The 14,498-nt window shown below is 40.9% G+C and carries 16 protein-coding genes; 11 read left to right on the forward strand and 5 right to left on the reverse strand.

The window, feature by feature from the left end; all coding sequences use genetic code 11:
• The 7 genes from ureA to CDG77_RS07640 all read left to right on the forward strand — a co-directional run bounded on the left by ureA (window position 1) and on the right by CDG77_RS07640 (window position 4,272).
• Window positions 1-303 carry an urease subunit gamma gene (gene ureA, locus CDG77_RS07610; RefSeq protein WP_094328793.1) on the forward strand — a complete coding sequence of 101 codons (303 nt, stop codon included), beginning with the start codon at window positions 1-3 and terminating at the stop codon, window positions 301-303.
• A 21-nt stretch (window positions 304-324) separates the two neighbouring features.
• Window positions 325-630 carry an urease subunit beta gene (locus CDG77_RS07615; RefSeq protein WP_181154372.1) on the forward strand — a complete coding sequence of 102 codons (306 nt, stop codon included), beginning with the start codon at window positions 325-327 and terminating at the stop codon, window positions 628-630.
• Between the two features lie 2 nt (window positions 631-632).
• Complete coding sequence (locus CDG77_RS07620) at window positions 633-1,175, forward strand: DUF1349 domain-containing protein (protein WP_094328795.1); 543 nt, start codon at window positions 633-635, stop codon at window positions 1,173-1,175.
• Between the two features lie 9 nt (window positions 1,176-1,184).
• Window positions 1,185-2,900, forward strand: a complete 1,716-nt coding sequence (ureC, locus tag CDG77_RS07625; RefSeq protein WP_190233923.1) for an urease subunit alpha — start codon at window positions 1,185-1,187, stop codon at window positions 2,898-2,900.
• A 123-nt stretch (window positions 2,901-3,023) separates the two neighbouring features.
• A complete protein-coding gene (locus CDG77_RS07630) occupies window positions 3,024-3,566 on the forward strand; it encodes a hypothetical protein (RefSeq protein WP_223269733.1) in 543 nt (180 codons plus the stop codon).
• Window positions 3,567-3,691: 125 nt separating this feature from the next.
• The gene (locus CDG77_RS07635; RefSeq protein WP_094328797.1) at window positions 3,692-3,907 is read left to right on the forward strand and encodes a hypothetical protein; all 216 of its coding nucleotides are present in this window, start codon (window positions 3,692-3,694) and stop codon (window positions 3,905-3,907) included.
• Window positions 3,901-4,272 carry a type II toxin-antitoxin system VapC family toxin gene (locus CDG77_RS07640; RefSeq protein ID WP_223269735.1) on the forward strand — a complete coding sequence of 124 codons (372 nt, stop codon included), beginning with the start codon at window positions 3,901-3,903 and terminating at the stop codon, window positions 4,270-4,272. The genes CDG77_RS07635 and CDG77_RS07640 overlap by 7 nt, the downstream gene beginning before the upstream one ends.
• A gap of 326 nt (window positions 4,273-4,598) precedes the next feature.
• Here CDG77_RS07640 and CDG77_RS07645 read toward each other — a convergent pair whose 3' ends face one another.
• The gene (locus CDG77_RS07645) at window positions 4,599-6,899 is read right to left on the reverse strand and encodes an NACHT domain-containing protein (RefSeq protein ID WP_094328799.1); all 2,301 of its coding nucleotides are present in this window, start codon (window positions 6,897-6,899) and stop codon (window positions 4,599-4,601) included.
• Between the two features lie 173 nt (window positions 6,900-7,072).
• Between CDG77_RS07645 and CDG77_RS07650 the strand changes: the two genes are divergently transcribed.
• From CDG77_RS07650 to CDG77_RS07660, 3 genes are all read left to right on the forward strand, one after another.
• Window positions 7,073-7,303: a hypothetical protein gene (locus tag CDG77_RS07650; RefSeq protein WP_094328800.1), complete on the forward strand. Its 231-nt coding sequence runs from the start codon at window positions 7,073-7,075 to the stop codon at window positions 7,301-7,303.
• Window positions 7,304-7,369: 66 nt separating this feature from the next.
• Window positions 7,370-8,488: an ATP-binding response regulator gene (locus tag CDG77_RS07655; RefSeq protein WP_094328801.1), complete on the forward strand. Its 1,119-nt coding sequence runs from the start codon at window positions 7,370-7,372 to the stop codon at window positions 8,486-8,488.
• Between the two features lie 194 nt (window positions 8,489-8,682).
• Entirely contained in the window at window positions 8,683-10,065 is a 1,383-nt protein-coding gene (locus CDG77_RS07660; protein ID WP_094328802.1) for an aldehyde dehydrogenase, read from the forward strand.
• Window positions 10,066-10,179: 114 nt separating this feature from the next.
• Here CDG77_RS07660 and CDG77_RS07665 read toward each other — a convergent pair whose 3' ends face one another.
• The 3 genes from CDG77_RS07665 to CDG77_RS07675 all read right to left on the reverse strand — a co-directional run bounded on the left by CDG77_RS07665 (window position 10,180) and on the right by CDG77_RS07675 (window position 11,884).
• Window positions 10,180-10,785 (reverse strand): sulfite oxidase-like oxidoreductase, encoded by a 606-nt coding sequence (locus CDG77_RS07665; protein WP_094328803.1) that lies wholly within the window; start codon window positions 10,783-10,785, stop codon window positions 10,180-10,182.
• 280 nt (window positions 10,786-11,065) lie between these two features.
• Window positions 11,066-11,239 (reverse strand): 50S ribosomal protein L32, encoded by a 174-nt coding sequence (gene rpmF / locus CDG77_RS07670; RefSeq protein ID WP_094328804.1) that lies wholly within the window; start codon window positions 11,237-11,239, stop codon window positions 11,066-11,068.
• A gap of 156 nt (window positions 11,240-11,395) precedes the next feature.
• The gene (locus CDG77_RS07675) at window positions 11,396-11,884 is read right to left on the reverse strand and encodes a hypothetical protein (RefSeq protein WP_094328805.1); all 489 of its coding nucleotides are present in this window, start codon (window positions 11,882-11,884) and stop codon (window positions 11,396-11,398) included.
• A gap of 199 nt (window positions 11,885-12,083) precedes the next feature.
• Here CDG77_RS07675 and CDG77_RS07680 point away from each other — a divergent pair, with 199 nt between their 5' ends.
• Window positions 12,084-13,949 (forward strand): caspase family protein, encoded by a 1,866-nt coding sequence (locus CDG77_RS07680; protein ID WP_094328806.1) that lies wholly within the window; start codon window positions 12,084-12,086, stop codon window positions 13,947-13,949.
• A gap of 90 nt (window positions 13,950-14,039) precedes the next feature.
• Here the strand turns inward: CDG77_RS07680 and CDG77_RS07685 are convergent, their stop codons facing one another.
• Window positions 14,040-14,417 carry a Mo-dependent nitrogenase C-terminal domain-containing protein gene (locus tag CDG77_RS07685; RefSeq protein WP_094328807.1) on the reverse strand — a complete coding sequence of 126 codons (378 nt, stop codon included), beginning with the start codon at window positions 14,415-14,417 and terminating at the stop codon, window positions 14,040-14,042.
• Window positions 14,418-14,498 lie beyond the last annotated feature (81 nt).

Below are 14,498 nucleotides of genomic sequence, written 5' to 3' on the forward strand. Positions count from 1 at the left end.
ATGCAACTTACGCCGCAGGAAAAAGATAAGCTATTAATTTTTACTGCTGCTTTATTAGCAGAAAGACGGAAAGGAAGGGGTTTAAAACTGAATTATCCAGAAGCGATCGCGTATATTTCTGCTGCTATTTTAGAAGGGGCGAGAGATGGGCAAACTGTAGCTGACTTGATGAGCTATGGTACAACATTATTAACGCGGGATGATGTCATGGAAGGGATACCAGAAATGGTGCATGATGTGCAAGTTGAAGCTACTTTTCCTGATGGCACAAAGTTAGTAACAGTACATAATCCAATTCGTTAATTTTGTAAATTTTAATTTATTATGATTCCTGGAGAAATTATCACACCAGAAGGTGAAATTGAACTAAATATTGGTCGTCCAACTATAAAATTGCAAGTTTCAAATACAGGCGATCGCCCGATACAAGTCGGTTCCCACTATCACTTTTATGAAGTTAACACCGCCTTAAACTTTGACAGAGAACAAGCGCGAGGAATGCGCCTCGATATCCCCGCCGGAACCGCAGTCCGCTTTGAACCAGGCGACGAAAAAGAAGTGACTTTAGTCACGTTAGTCGGGACTCGCCAAGTCTACGGCTTCAACGCCAAAATTAACGGTTCTCTGTAGCTATGAAAATGGAATGGTACAATGAACCGCCTGTTTGGGAAGTAAAAGATGAAGCGATCGCTATTAAGTCTGGCGGAAAAACAGATTTTTGGCGGGAAACTCACTACGGTTTTATTAGAGATAATGGTCACTTTTTTTATCAAAAGATTCAAGGTAACTTTATTGCCGAAGTTAAAGTCAATGGACAGTATCAGGATTTATACGATCAAGCAGGTTTGATGGTACGTTCAGATGAATTGAATTGGTTAAAATGTGGTATTGAATTTGTCAACGGCGTACAACAAATTAGTGCAGTAGTGACACGCAATTTCTCAGATTGGTCTGTTATTCCAGTACCCCAAAATCCATCTGCAATTTGGGTACGTGTAACTCGACGCGGCACAGGAATAGAAGTCGAATACTCTTTAAATGGAACTGAGTACACAATGCTGCGGCTTGCTTATTTGACTCCAGTGGAAACATTAAGTGTCGGTGTGATGTGTGCCTCACCTGAAGGAAATGGTTTTCAGATGAGGTTTGAAAAATTCCAAATTCGTAGTTTGTGAGGAATAGTTATGAGTTATAGAATGGATCGCCGCGCTTACGCCGAAACCTATGGCCCCACAGTAGGCGATCGCATCCGACTTGCAGACACAGAATTATTTATTGAAGTTGAAGAAGATTTCACTACCTACGGCGATGAAGTAAAGTTCGGTGGCGGTAAAGTTATCCGAGACGGGATGGGACAATCCCCCATTTCTAACGCCGATGGTGCTGTCGATTTAGTCATTACTAATGCCTTAATTCTCGATTGGTGGGGTATTGTCAAAGCAGATATTGGCATTAAAGATGGCAAAATTTTCAAAATTGGTAAAGCGGGAAATCCTTATATTCAAGACAATGTAGATATTATTATCGGCCCTGGAACCGAAGCCTTAGCAGGAGAAGGAATGATTCTCACTGCTGGCGGTATTGATGCCCATATTCATTTTATTTGTCCCCAACAGATAGAAGTTGCGATCGCTTCCGGTATTACCACCATGATCGGCGGTGGTACTGGCCCAGCTACAGGTACAAATGCCACTACCTGCACTCCCGGCCCTTGGAATATTTACCGAATGTTGCAAGCTGCTGATGCTTTTCCCGTCAACTTAGGATTTTTGGGTAAAGGTAATGCCAGCCAGCCCCAAGGACTTGTAGAACAAGTAAATGCTGGTGCAATGGGGTTAAAACTACATGAAGACTGGGGAACCACACCCGCAGCAATTGATACTTGCCTTAGCGTTGCTGATGAATATGGTGTGCAAGTAGCGATTCATACTGATACCCTGAACGAAGCCGGATTTGTCGAAGATACGATCGCAGCTTTCAAGAATCGTGTCATCCACACCTATCACACCGAAGGCGCAGGCGGCGGACACGCGCCAGATATTATCAAAGTTTGCGGACAAGCCAACGTTCTGCCATCTTCCACCAATCCCACACGCCCTTACACTTTAAATACCTTAGATGAACACCTGGATATGTTGATGGTATGCCATCATCTTGACCCAGCGATCGCTGAAGATGTCGCTTTTGCTGAATCTCGTATCCGCCGAGAAACCATTGCCGCCGAAGATATTTTGCACGACTTAGGCGCATTTAGCATGATTTCTTCCGATTCTCAGGCAATGGGAAGAGTAGGCGAAGTGATAATTCGCACTTGGCAGACATCTCACAAAATGAAGGTGCAACGGGGAACTCTTAACCCACAAGGAGCAGAGCAAAAAGCGGATAACTTTCGGGCAAAAAGATATGTTGCTAAGTATACAATTAACCCTGCGATCGCTCACGGGATTGCTCAATATGTGGGTTCAGTGGAAGAGGGAAAATTAGCAGATTTATGTTTGTGGCGTCCCGCGTTTTTTGGTGTCAAACCAGAGATAGTCATTAAAGGCGGAATGATTGCATGGGCGCAAATGGGCGATGCTAACGCCAGTATTCCCACACCGCAACCAGTGTATATGCGATCGATGTTTGGTAGTTTTGCAGGGGCGCGTCATGCCACATCATTAACTTTTATTTCCCAAGCAGCTTTAGAGAAAGAAATTCCCAGCCAGCTAGGTTTACAAAAGGCAGCAGTTGCAGTTTCTGGGACACGGCAATTGAGTAAGCGGGATATGAAGCTGAATGATGCACTACCTCACATTGAAGTAGATCCAGAAACATATCAAGTTAGGGCAGATGGTGAGTTGCTGATTTGTGAACCTGCGACAGTTTTACCAATGGCACAGAGATACTTTTTGTTTTAGTTCATGACCGAGCAACTTACTGATTACGATAGTCCTTGGAAAGAAGTCAAAATAATTCGTAATTGATAATTCGTAATTCGTAATTATTATCCCAAAACTAAACTCACTTGCTTCAAAATAATAATGCTACACGCTTTTGTGTGTTCATTGATTAATCAAGTTCCTCTCTATTCTTCAATTACGAATTACGAATTACGAATTAGTAATTATATTGTGATGGCGCATCTCAAGACCAAAGCAACGCAACGAAACCCACAAAATCGGCTACAGTGGAAACTAAGCCTAGTCAGACGGCTGTATGAACGGGGATATAGCCGGAAAGATATTCGGGAACTATTTCGGTTTATCGACTGGATAATGGTTTTGCCAAAAGAGTTGGCACTTAGTTTTAAAACAGAAGTTAGAAGTTACGAGGAGGCAGATAGAATGCGGTACGTAACTAGTATTGAAAGGCTAGCAAAAGAAGAAGGAATTGTCGAAAATGCTAGAGAAAGCATCATTACAGTTCTAGAAACACGATTTGGAGAAGTGCCAAGCTCTATTGTAGAAGTTATCAATGGAATAGAAGAACCATCTGTACTCAAAATGCTTCTCAAAAATGCGATCGCAATTCCTTCCACAGCAGAATTTCAGCAAATTTTAGATAACCTCACCTCTGCGAAATGAGCGTAGGCATCGAGTGGCTTGTTGCCAGATATCGCTCTTAAAGATGAGAGTAACATTGCCCTCATCAATTTTTTGTTTTGGAGTTACGATCAAATAGTTAAACGTTGCATCTGATATAGAAAATCATGCTACCTTTTAAGAAAAAAATTGTGACTGATGAAGCCATGCGTCCGGTAGCGGTGTTGATTGATTATCAGGACTGGCAGCAAATTGAGAAGATATTAGAAGCTCATCAATCACAAAAAAAACAAGAGTTTAACTTAAACGAGTATGCAGGTGTAATTCAACTAACTCAAGATCCTTTGGAATATCAGCAGCAAATTAGGGATGAGTGGTGTTGACACAACCTTTAATTTTATTAGATACAAATATAGTCTTGTATTTTTTGGGTGGTCGTTTGGTAAACCCACTACCATCAGGACAATATTTTATTTCAGTGATTACTGAGATTGAATTACTCTCTTATCCAAGTCTCAGTCTAGAAGAAGAAACAAAAATTATTGATTTTTTAAATAAAATTACAGTTGTTGATATTGATAATAATATTAAAAATTTAACAATTGCATTTCGCAAACAATATAGACTTAGGGTTCCTGACGCAATAATTGTAGCAACTGCAAAATCTCTAAATGCAATATTGTTTACAAATGATGTCAGATTGGCTAATTTAACAGAAATTAACACTCAGTCAGTACAAATTGTGTAATGGGAGTGATCGCTATTCCTTTCACAGCAGAATTTCAGCAAGTTTTAGATAGTCTCACCTCTGGGGAATAAATGTAGGCATAGAGCGGCTCATTGCCAGATATCGCTCTTAAAGATAAGAGTAAAGTTGCCCTCATCGATTTTCTGTCTTGGAGTTCCGATCAAATAGTTAAATGTTGCATCTTTTTAATTTTTAATTACCTTATAAGTAGGTAGGCACGATAAAATCCATATATGTTTAGTTTTGTAAAAACGGTGAAATAACGTATTTGTAAGGTATGTGCTAATTTTACATTTAGTTACGTAATTGTAAATTTTCCCACCCACTTATTTAGATAAAAGCAAAGTATCCTCAATTTCCTGCCTGACTTCGCGGCTTATATAACAATCACTATTCAGGCAATTTACCAGTAATACATTGGCATCGTAAGACTGCTGTAAAATTTTATTTTGTGAGTCGTTGAATTGCCAATGTTTTCCAATATTACGATACTTAATCATCATAATTCTTAGTTGCTCATGCCAAGCCTGATCATGCGTTTGGTAAGACTGCTCTGGCTGATGATGTTTATCATTTGTATGTCTTTGCTCCCTAAGCTGTTCTAATATATTTCTGAATTCCAAATTATGCGTTAGTTCAAAACTAATAGATAAGTCGTCGAATTCATAATCAGATAGTGTTACAGCAAGGTCAAGATCAATAGCCAGATTCTGCTCAAGTCCGAGCCTGAAATCATTTGCTATATGACTATCAAGGACTGTATCTATGCTTCGCCCTAAATCCAAATTTGAGACAATATTATTATGGGTTATGTTAAAGTCTAAAGAAAAATCGATAGCAAAATAAACTGCTCTAATTGCTGCTGGTTTATATCCAGCATGAATACATAGAGCTTTTTCATTTGCCCAATTCAAAAACTTTTTTAGCTTCTCATCTGCACATAATAAACTATCAACTTTTTGCTTCATAAAGCGTACTAAATCATCAGCTTTACGCATCATGCCTGTAGTTAGTAAAAATACCTCGCGCCAGCGTGTTTCAGTAATATGTTCTGCTAACTTTTGTATAGCATTGATATCTCGTATTTCTACAATTTCTCGGGCAGCAAAATACTCCTGAAACGTCAGGTGCGAAAATGAATAGATGCCTTTTGCTCGTTCTACCAGTAGCCCATGTTGTGCTTCAATCGACTCCAAAACGGCTTTGCTGTCAAGTTTCAAAACTTCAGGTTCGGAATTGACATCACGTAAATTTTGAATGAAATCAGCAATATACGTCTCAACCATTCTTTGCTTAAAGAAATAGTCCTTTTGCTCAAAAGTAGTCAGGGCAATATGGCTCAGTAAGTCTTCCTTACGCTGTAATGACAAGTTTTTATAAATTTGATCACGCTCAATATTGCGTTTGGCGTCCCATTTTTTGAGCAACACATCTAACCCTTCTTTATAAAGTTCTGAACGATTTGCTGGAAAATCTGCACTTTCACCAAACACCAAACACAGTAGCGTTAACAATAAAGGGTTGGTTGCCAGTTCTTGAATCGGTTCGTTATCCTTGAGTTTTTGGATAAAACGTTTCCCTTTCACCGGGTCACTTAATCGGAACCAGTTTTGGGCAAAAATGGCAATTTGTTCTTGGTCAAAATCCGCCATTTCCACTTCTGTAAACCGTTCAAAAGTGTATTCTTTGGCAGCAATTCGACACGTCATTATGAACTGATTGGTATGAAAGTTATCAGACAGATATAGAATTTGCCGTAAGACACGCTTCGTATCCTCTTCGCGCACTTCATCCAAACCATCTAGCAAAATCAATGCCTTACCTTGTCTCAATAGTTTTTCTGCTTTGAAGCTGGCATTCTTCACTCCAAAACCTGACAATTGTTGAGCAACATATTTCAACACATCTGGCTGTTTGGGTGCTTCTGCGAAATTCTTAAGGGTGATAAATAAGGGAACTCGGTTTGTTAAATACTCTCCCTCAATGCACTGCATCGCCAAATACTTCAAAAATGTGGTCTTACCTGCTCCGGGTTTTCCCAAAACCATCAGCTTATTGTAGCGTTGCACCACTTCCAGCCCCGATATTCGCTTCTCTGTTACTCGGCTGAGTCCAAAGTGATCAAAGTGTTCTGGATTACAGTTTTGCAACAGTTCAGGGATATCTAGTCGCCTGCGTCCTGTAATTTTCTCTAGAATGTTGACGTTGGTATAGATACCTCGCTCTCCAGTTAACTCAATCGGTTGAGGCATATCCAACACGCGCATGGTTCCACATTTTTCTTTAATGCTGGGTTTAACCTTTTCGCGGATTTCTTGAACTAGAGCATCAATATCATCCTTTGCAACATCAGCAGTTGATCTACCAGAAGGTTTCTGCTGGGAATATCGCTTTTGTAGATACTCCCGCAAACGGGTTTCTTTCACAGGCCCGCTGCCACTGATACTGAACTTCTTGTAAATACCTGTCAGGCAACTACTTAGATTGCTCTCAGAGATGTGAAATGCTTGTGTAACTTCAACTCGGCTCTTGCTATTACCAAAGATTTCCACAAAAACTGCCTTTTCTCTATTTGACAATTCGCTGTATTGCTCTAGTTGTGTAAAGAAGTCTTTTGGTAACGACATATACCTATTGTAAAATCGGCTTCAAGTTAAGTTTAGCGTGCCGTGTGTTTCAAGCGAATTACGGCAAGGCATGAGATGTCAAGACAAGTCAATCTAAGTCACTACAAGTCAAATAAATAACTACAAAACAAAATTGCGACATTGAACTCAGTCAAACAACTGAGGCGATCGCAATGTTAGAAATATTAATTACTCTGATTCTCAAAAAATCTATTGAAGTTATCCTAGTGCTATTGCTGAAAAAAATCTGGGCATGGCTGCTGAGGGATGAAAGCTTTCAATGTCTCAACCACTTTCTGAAAATGCAGATTCTCATACTCTATCTTGATTGGATTTTGCTCAAAACATCTCTAAAGTCTCTGCCTGAGCCAACAAAAGAGAACGATTCACACACATATAGCTAGACAAATTGTTACAAATACAGCTAGTCTTATCAAAAATTTGCTTTTACCCTGTACCTTGCATCTATAATGACTTCACAATCTTCTCGTTCTGGCAAAATTCTGGTTGTTGATGACTCTCCTGATAACGTGTTTTTGATCAAAACTATTTTGGAGGAAGAAGGTTACACCATTAGCACCGCAGAAAATGGGATTTCGGCCTTGGCAGAATTGAAAGCTTCTCCTTGTGACTTGGTTCTACTGGATCTGATGATGCCAGATATGGATGGGTATGAAGTTACCAAGCACATTCGTGGGGAGATGAAATTGCCGCAATACATCCCTATATTGCTAATCACTGCCCACGATACGCCCAACGTCGCCCACGGTTTAGACTTGGGTGCTGATGATTTTATCCGCAAACCTGTAACAGTAGACGAATTGCTGGCACGAGTGCGATCGCTCCTCCGTTTGAAGCATAGTATGGATGAACGTGATGAAATTGCCCGCCAGCGAGAAGATTTTGTCTCCCGCCTCACCCACGATTTACGCACTCCCTTAGTCGCCGCCGATCGCATGTTAATGCTATTTCAACAAGGTGCGTTGGGAACATTATCACCGCAAATGCAGGAAGTAATCGCCATTATGGCCCGTAGTAATCTCAACCTGCTAACTATGGTCAATACCTTATTAGAAGTTTATCGCTTTGAAGCAGGTCGCAAAAGCTTGGCATTTCAACCAGTTAACCTGGGACGTTTGCTAGAGGAGGTGACTGGAGAATTAGCACCTCTAGCTCAAGATAAAAAACTGTCGCTAAATTTAGATTTTACTGAAGAGTCAAACACAGTGATGGGCGATCGCTTAGAATTACATCGTCTATTTACAAACCTTATCGGCAATGCAATCAAATTTACCGATTCTGGGTCTGTGACTATTCGTTTCACTCCTCAACATCAGTTCACATCTGGAAAACCCAATTCCGTTGAATATATTAGCGTTGAGATCGCAGATACTGGCCCAGGTATTCGTCCTGAAGAACAAGCCACCATATTTGAACGATTTCGCCAAGGTAGCCACAAGAGTTCTGGTAGTGGCTTAGGACTCTACCTTGCTCGTCGAATTGTCGAGGCACATCAAGGCATTATTTTGCTGAATTCTGAGTTGGGCAAAGGTAGTGCATTTATTGTCCTTTTACCCACCACAACCTGAGAAAATTAGCAATTATAATTTATGAATTACGGAGTATTTTTTCCTGATATTTCATAAATTATGACTTTACTAATATCTACCAAGAATTGAAAGTAAATATTCCAATTAGCAAGTCAAACACTAAAAATTGACGAATTCAATGCGCTGAGATAGCAGCACTACATTCAACACTTTTGTTTTTTAGGGTACAAACAATGATTACCACTGAATTATCTAACATTGGCGATATTATCCAGAATCAGCGACAGTTTTTTGAAACTGGCAAAACTAAAAATGTCACTTTTCGCATTGAACAACTTAAAAATCTCAAGCAAGCAATAATTGAGCATGAACAAGCAATAGTCGAGGCATTAAAAGCGGATTTACATAAACCAGAATTGGAGACTTACCTTACAGAAATAGGTGTAGTTAAAGAAATTGATTATGCTATAAAACATCTCAATACCTGGACTAAGCCTAAAAAAGCAGCCGTTTCCTTTGATTTTTTTTCCTACTCAGCGAGGATTTATCCAGAACCGTTAGGGGTTGTTTTAATCATTGGCCCTTGGAACTATCCATTTCAGTTAATTATCTCACCGTTAGTCGGTGCGATCGCAGCCGGTAATTGTGCAATTATCAAACCTTCAGAAATTGCTTCTCATACCTCTGATGTCATTGCTAAGATTATTGCCAAACATTTTGATCCCGCTTATATTGCAGTGGTTGAAGGAGGCGTAGAAGCTAGTGAAAAACTACTTGCAGAAAAGTTTGACCATATCTTTTTTACTGGTGGCACAGCCATCGGCAAAATCATCATGGCAGCAGCAGCAAAATATCTCACACCAGTTACTTTAGAATTGGGTGGCAAAAGTCCTTGTATCGTAGATAGTGATATTAATCTTGAATACACTGTCAGACGAATCACTTGGGGAAAATTTATTAATGCTGGACAAACTTGTATCGCCCCTGACTATCTTTTAGTTAATCAAAAAATCAAACAAGATTTAATAGATGGGCTGAGAAAATGCCTAAAAGAGTTTTATGGTGATAATCCTGTAAGCAGTCCTGATTATGCTAGGATTATCAGTCAAAAACACTTTGATAGATTGGTTAACTTTCTCAAAGATGGTGAAGTTATCATTGGTGGAGAAAATCAACCTTCAGAGCGTTATATTGCCCCCACTGTGATTGATAATGTCTCTTTGAAAGATTCTGTAATGCAGGAAGAGATTTTTGGCCCCATTTTACCCATTATTGAATATACTGACATTGCCGAAGCGATCGCGTTGATTAACTCTAGACCCAAACCCTTAGCGTTATACTTATTTTCTCAAAACAAAAATCTCCAAAAGCGAGTTTTGCAGGAAACTTCGTCTGGTGGAGTCTGTATCAATGACACAGTGATGCAGGTTGGTGTCTCGTCTTTACCATTTGGTGGAGTGGGAGATAGCGGTATTGGCAACTATCACGGCAAAGCTAGTTTTGACACTTTTTCCCATAACAAAAGTGTATTGCAAAACTCCTTCTGGCTCGATTTAAAATGGCGATACGCTCCTTATGAAGGCAAATTGCCGCTCATAAAGAAACTTTTGGGTTAAAAAAAGCTAGGAGTTAGAAATAAAAATCCCCAACTCCTAACTATGCCAATTTTAGATTTTGAATTGAAGGAAAAATCTAAAATCTAAAATCCGAAAGTGAAAAATCCCTAACTTTTACAACCCGAAAGCGTTGCTGTAACGCTCTTCAGCCCAAGGTTCACCACGGCGATGGTAGCCATTGCGCTCCCAAAAACCAAGTTCTTCACCAGCTAAAAACTCTAAACCATTAATCCACTTAGCACTTTTCCAAGCGTAGAGGTGGGGAACAACTAGCCGCATCGGGCCACCGTGTTCAGATGGAAGGTCTTCACCAAAGACTTTAAAGGCAAAGAAGTTTTCTTCTCGGATGAAATCTTCTACAGAAATATTGGTAGTGTAGCCGCCATAGCAGTGTTCCATAATGTGGGCTACTTTCGGATCTAACTCAATCAGACCCATAAAATCTGTAACTTTAATGCCAGTCCATTTGACATCAAGCTTAGACCAGCGCGTTACACAGTGGAAGTCTGCTGTAAATTCGTGTTGAGGTAGCGCCATAAAATCTGACCAACTAAAGGTAGCAGGTTTTGCCAAACCCCAAACTTTAAACTCCCATTCCTCAATGCTGACTTGGGGAGTTGCGCCGTAAGTTAATACGGGGAAACCTTTAGCTAAGTGTTGACCAGGAGGGACACGTTCCCCCTCTTCTTTCCCTGGTTTCTGAAAAAATTTTCCTAGCATAGTTGGAGAAAAATAAGTTTTCTCAAAGTGTTTACAAGCTTTTTTCCTGAGTTGCTAACAGTACCAGATATTTTACTTTTTATATGGTTACTTAATCATTACTCATCAGTAATGGGTAATGGGTAATGGATATTCCCAATTACTCACTACCAATTTTTCTCGATTTAATGAGCTTGTGTAGAGTATCTATGATTCAAAATGCAATCAGGAAAGCTAATAAAAAGCGTTTAATCCAGTGGTAAGAAGATTGGTGCTGTTTATGCTTTGCCTGACTGGGAAATTATGATTCTTCTTCCTCTTCTTCAGCAGCTGGATAGACAAATGTAGAACGTCCAGTCAAAATTGACTTACCCAAAGATAGGGCTTTCTGAGCTTCGACGACAGCTTTGTGTCTCCAGGTAGCTCGACGTTTATCTCGTTTTGATTTGGAAGTTTTCTTCTTAGGAACAGCCATGTCAGCAGATATCGTGATTCTTGACAACCTTCTTATTCTAGTCCATCCACTGACGTGAAGAACAACAGTAAGTGGTTGAGACTGAAGTAAAACACGGGGACAGAGGGAATTTTTTCAATCTTCCACTCTTTACGTCTCCGTGTCTAGCTCAACCCGTCATTTTTTGGTTGGTACACTGACACTGCTAGCTGCTGTAGAGCTATTGTCAAAGAAAAGTAGCGATCGCGCCGTTTTAAAATAAGTCGCCCAATTTTGAGCATCAGGACGCGATCGCCATTGGGGACGACTAACATCTAATGCCAGAACTGGTGCGATCGCTCCATAATTTTGTACGGAGATAATTATTGAAACATCTGTCACCAAGATATCTTGGTCGAAACTCCTCTGAGCAGCTGCCCTCGCGGCCGCTTCCGCCCTCCTGAGAACGGTTTCATAGTTTTCTTCCGGTAGGCGGTCAATAGCTAGATCGACTCTAGCGGTGTAAGCTCGCACAACCTGGGGTGCGATCGCTTCCGTCAAAAACCACGCAGGAATGGTAGATCCGAGCAAAATTAATAAAGGAATTATCCGGATTTGTCTGGCAATTTGGCTAATAAATGAAAAGGGAGCGATCGATGATGGTAGGTGAGCAGAAATTTTGCTCATGACCTTCTATCTCCTTAGTAACTATCTGTTATTGAAATTAGGTAAAAGGTATTTTCCGACTAACTAACGTAATAAAAATTACATTCTAACTTAAGATTCCATCAGAATCACCTAGAGCATAAGACATAGGTTAGCTTTGTTTTTTTGGCAAAGCCAACCGCAATTTTAAGACCACTTACAATAACTGACAAAGAGCGGGATGGCAAATTACTGGGCGATCGCGATTGGCATCAATCACTATCAGTTATTTCAACCTTTAAGTTGTGCCCAAGCGGATGCTGAGGCACTAGAGGATTTGTTGGTGACAGAGGCAGGCTTTCTCCCCAAACATTGCCTGCTAATGACGGATACTTCGCCGCCAATGGGAGATAGATCGACTTATCCAACTAAAGAGAATATTCTGCTGCTGCTTGAGGATTTGGCAGCGACAAGTTGGCAACCAGAAGACTATCTGTGGTTATTTTTTAGCGGTTATGGAGTCAACTACAAGGGCAAAGATTACTTAATGCCAGCAGAGGGCAATCCCGAACTGGTACAAGAGACTGGCATAGAATTGCGATCGCTAATGCAAAGTCTCCAACTTGCTGACTTGAATGTATTGCTACTACTAGATATCAACCGCGCTTTTGGCACTCAAGCGGATGCTCCTGTTGGTGAAGAAACAATAGAACTAGCCCAAGAATTACAACTTGCGACAATTCTTTCTTGTCAACCAGAGCAATTTTCCCACGAAAGTAGCGAATTAGGTCACGGATTCTTTACAGCAGCCTTGTTAGAAGCTTTGCGTTCTGGTAATGGCACCAACTTGTCAGATTTAGAAAGCTATCTAAGCCTGATCGTGCCAAAATTATGTCACCACCACTGGCGGCCTGTCCAAAACCCTGCCACAATCATCCCATCAAGGGCGCAGGTAATATTGCCAGAATTGGCAATTGAAAAGGAATTTGAAGCAAATCCGGTGATTTATCCAGAAGAATCTTTTGCTGTCGCCCTTGCAGCCCCTCCTCTCGATGATTACCCTAGAACTTCAGCAGAACGGGGGAGATGGGGAGAAGCTAGTGTGAACTCCTCCCAACAGGTGAAGGCTCACAAGGTTGAGAAGCCTAAAGTCCAAGAGTCAGCTACTAGCCTAGTTTCTCAGCCAATGGCGGAAACTTCTTTAGGAGGGAATCCGAGGGGAAGATTTATCCCCAATTCTGCCAAAGGTTACGTCTCTCGATTACCACCGAATCAGCCAAGTATCCCTTTTTGGAAACAGTTTATCTTGTGGGGCGGAGGCAGCTTGCTGGTCGCAGGTTTAATTGCTGTAGTTTTTCTTCGCAATCAAGAAACTTTTAGAATTAAGCAAATATCAGGCATATCGCCGAATGCTAACGATCGCCAGGTTATCGAAAATTTACCAAGCGATCCCACTCCAGTAGTTAGACTTAACAACCAATCTAGCGCCCAAATAACCTCTAATTCCGAGTCTAAAAAGCGGAATCAAGCAGTATTAGACTTGGCAAAAATGTCGCTCAGACAAACTCAGGCTAGCGATTTGAGCATGGCGATCGCTACAGCCCGGAAAATTAAACCCGGTGAACCACTATACGAACAAGCTCAGGAGAATATTAAGATTTGGAGTCGAATGATTTTAGATTTAGCAGAGGGTCGTGCTAAACAGAGACAGTATGCTGCTGCTATTGCCGCCGCTCGATTAATCGCCAAAGATGAAGCCCCCTACGCCAAAGCACAAGCAGCAATTAACCTGTGGCGGTTAGAGGGCAAGCAGTATGTGAGTAACAAAACTCTTTTAGATGCAGCTAATGGCTTAATTAAGTCTGGACAGGCATCTACCTACAATCGGGCGATCGAAGTTGCCAAGAAAGTACCCGCAGGTCAACCAGGCTTTGATAGTGCCCAAAAATCGATCAATAAATGGAGTGAGAAAATTTTAGATATGGCAAAGCGTCGCGCCACCGAAGGAGATCGCAATGCAGCAATTGCGACTGCTACTTTAGTACCAGAAGAAACAGGCGCTTACGAAGACGCTCAAGATGCCATTCAAAAATGGCAAAAGAAATAATAAAAAAATAGTAAAAAATAGCAGGGAGTCAGGAATTAGGAGTTATATTATTGATCCCTGACCCATTACTCCTAACTCCTGACTTTTCCTTCAACAGTACTGTGATACATCTTCGCCGCATTCATCGGCTAGATAGCACAGCGCTCGGAAACGTAAACCAACCACTTCTTCGTATAAGGGGTTGAGTTTGCACATTGGCGGAATGTGAAACAGGGTTTTCCCAAATACTTTGACATCTCGCTCAAAGGGACACTGAGATGGGATCGCTTTACATAAACGGTGAGCTAGTTGGCGATCGCTGATTTTAATGTTTTCTAGACGCTGCCGTAAAGGTCGGAGAATATCCCAGTAAGGCTTAGAAATGGAACGGTTTAGCTGGGTTACTTTGTGTTGACTAGTCTCTGCTTGATTGATTGATACCCAGCTAGCCAGAAAAATCTTTTTTGTGGTATTGTCGAATACCTTCATGATTTATCCTCTGTATTATTGAGGTTATTCACCTTTTTGATGAATATATACAACGTGGCAGCGAACTTTCCCGGAAAAATC

Source organism: Nostoc sp. 'Peltigera membranacea cyanobiont' 213 (assembly GCF_002245975.1).
Lineage (GTDB): Bacteria > Cyanobacteriota > Cyanobacteriia > Cyanobacteriales > Nostocaceae > Nostoc.

What these genes read in the sequence shown, in the direction of transcription:
- ureA (WP_094328793.1), top strand. Translation starts at nt 1, where the DNA reads ATGCAACTTACGCCGCAGGAAAAAGATAAGCTATTAATTTTTACTGCT.
- CDG77_RS07615 (WP_181154372.1), top strand. Translation starts at nt 325, where the DNA reads ATGATTCCTGGAGAAATTATCACACCAGAAGGTGAAATTGAACTAAAT.
- CDG77_RS07620 (WP_094328795.1), top strand. Translation starts at nt 633, where the DNA reads ATGAAAATGGAATGGTACAATGAACCGCCTGTTTGGGAAGTAAAAGAT.
- ureC (WP_190233923.1), top strand. Translation starts at nt 1,185, where the DNA reads ATGAGTTATAGAATGGATCGCCGCGCTTACGCCGAAACCTATGGCCCC.
- CDG77_RS07630 (WP_223269733.1), top strand. Translation starts at nt 3,024, where the DNA reads ATGCTACACGCTTTTGTGTGTTCATTGATTAATCAAGTTCCTCTCTAT.
- CDG77_RS07635 (WP_094328797.1), top strand. Translation starts at nt 3,692, where the DNA reads ATGCTACCTTTTAAGAAAAAAATTGTGACTGATGAAGCCATGCGTCCG.
- CDG77_RS07645 (WP_094328799.1), bottom strand. Translation starts at nt 6,899, where the DNA reads ATGTCGTTACCAAAAGACTTCTTTACACAACTAGAGCAATACAGCGAA.
- CDG77_RS07650 (WP_094328800.1), top strand. Translation starts at nt 7,073, where the DNA reads ATGTTAGAAATATTAATTACTCTGATTCTCAAAAAATCTATTGAAGTT.
- CDG77_RS07655 (WP_094328801.1), top strand. Translation starts at nt 7,370, where the DNA reads ATGACTTCACAATCTTCTCGTTCTGGCAAAATTCTGGTTGTTGATGAC.
- CDG77_RS07660 (WP_094328802.1), top strand. Translation starts at nt 8,683, where the DNA reads ATGATTACCACTGAATTATCTAACATTGGCGATATTATCCAGAATCAG.
- CDG77_RS07665 (WP_094328803.1), bottom strand. Translation starts at nt 10,785, where the DNA reads ATGCTAGGAAAATTTTTTCAGAAACCAGGGAAAGAAGAGGGGGAACGT.
- rpmF (WP_094328804.1), bottom strand. Translation starts at nt 11,239, where the DNA reads ATGGCTGTTCCTAAGAAGAAAACTTCCAAATCAAAACGAGATAAACGT.
- CDG77_RS07675 (WP_094328805.1), bottom strand. Translation starts at nt 11,884, where the DNA reads ATGAGCAAAATTTCTGCTCACCTACCATCATCGATCGCTCCCTTTTCA.
- CDG77_RS07680 (WP_094328806.1), top strand. Translation starts at nt 12,084, where the DNA reads ATGGCAAATTACTGGGCGATCGCGATTGGCATCAATCACTATCAGTTA.
- CDG77_RS07685 (WP_094328807.1), bottom strand. Translation starts at nt 14,417, where the DNA reads ATGAAGGTATTCGACAATACCACAAAAAAGATTTTTCTGGCTAGCTGG.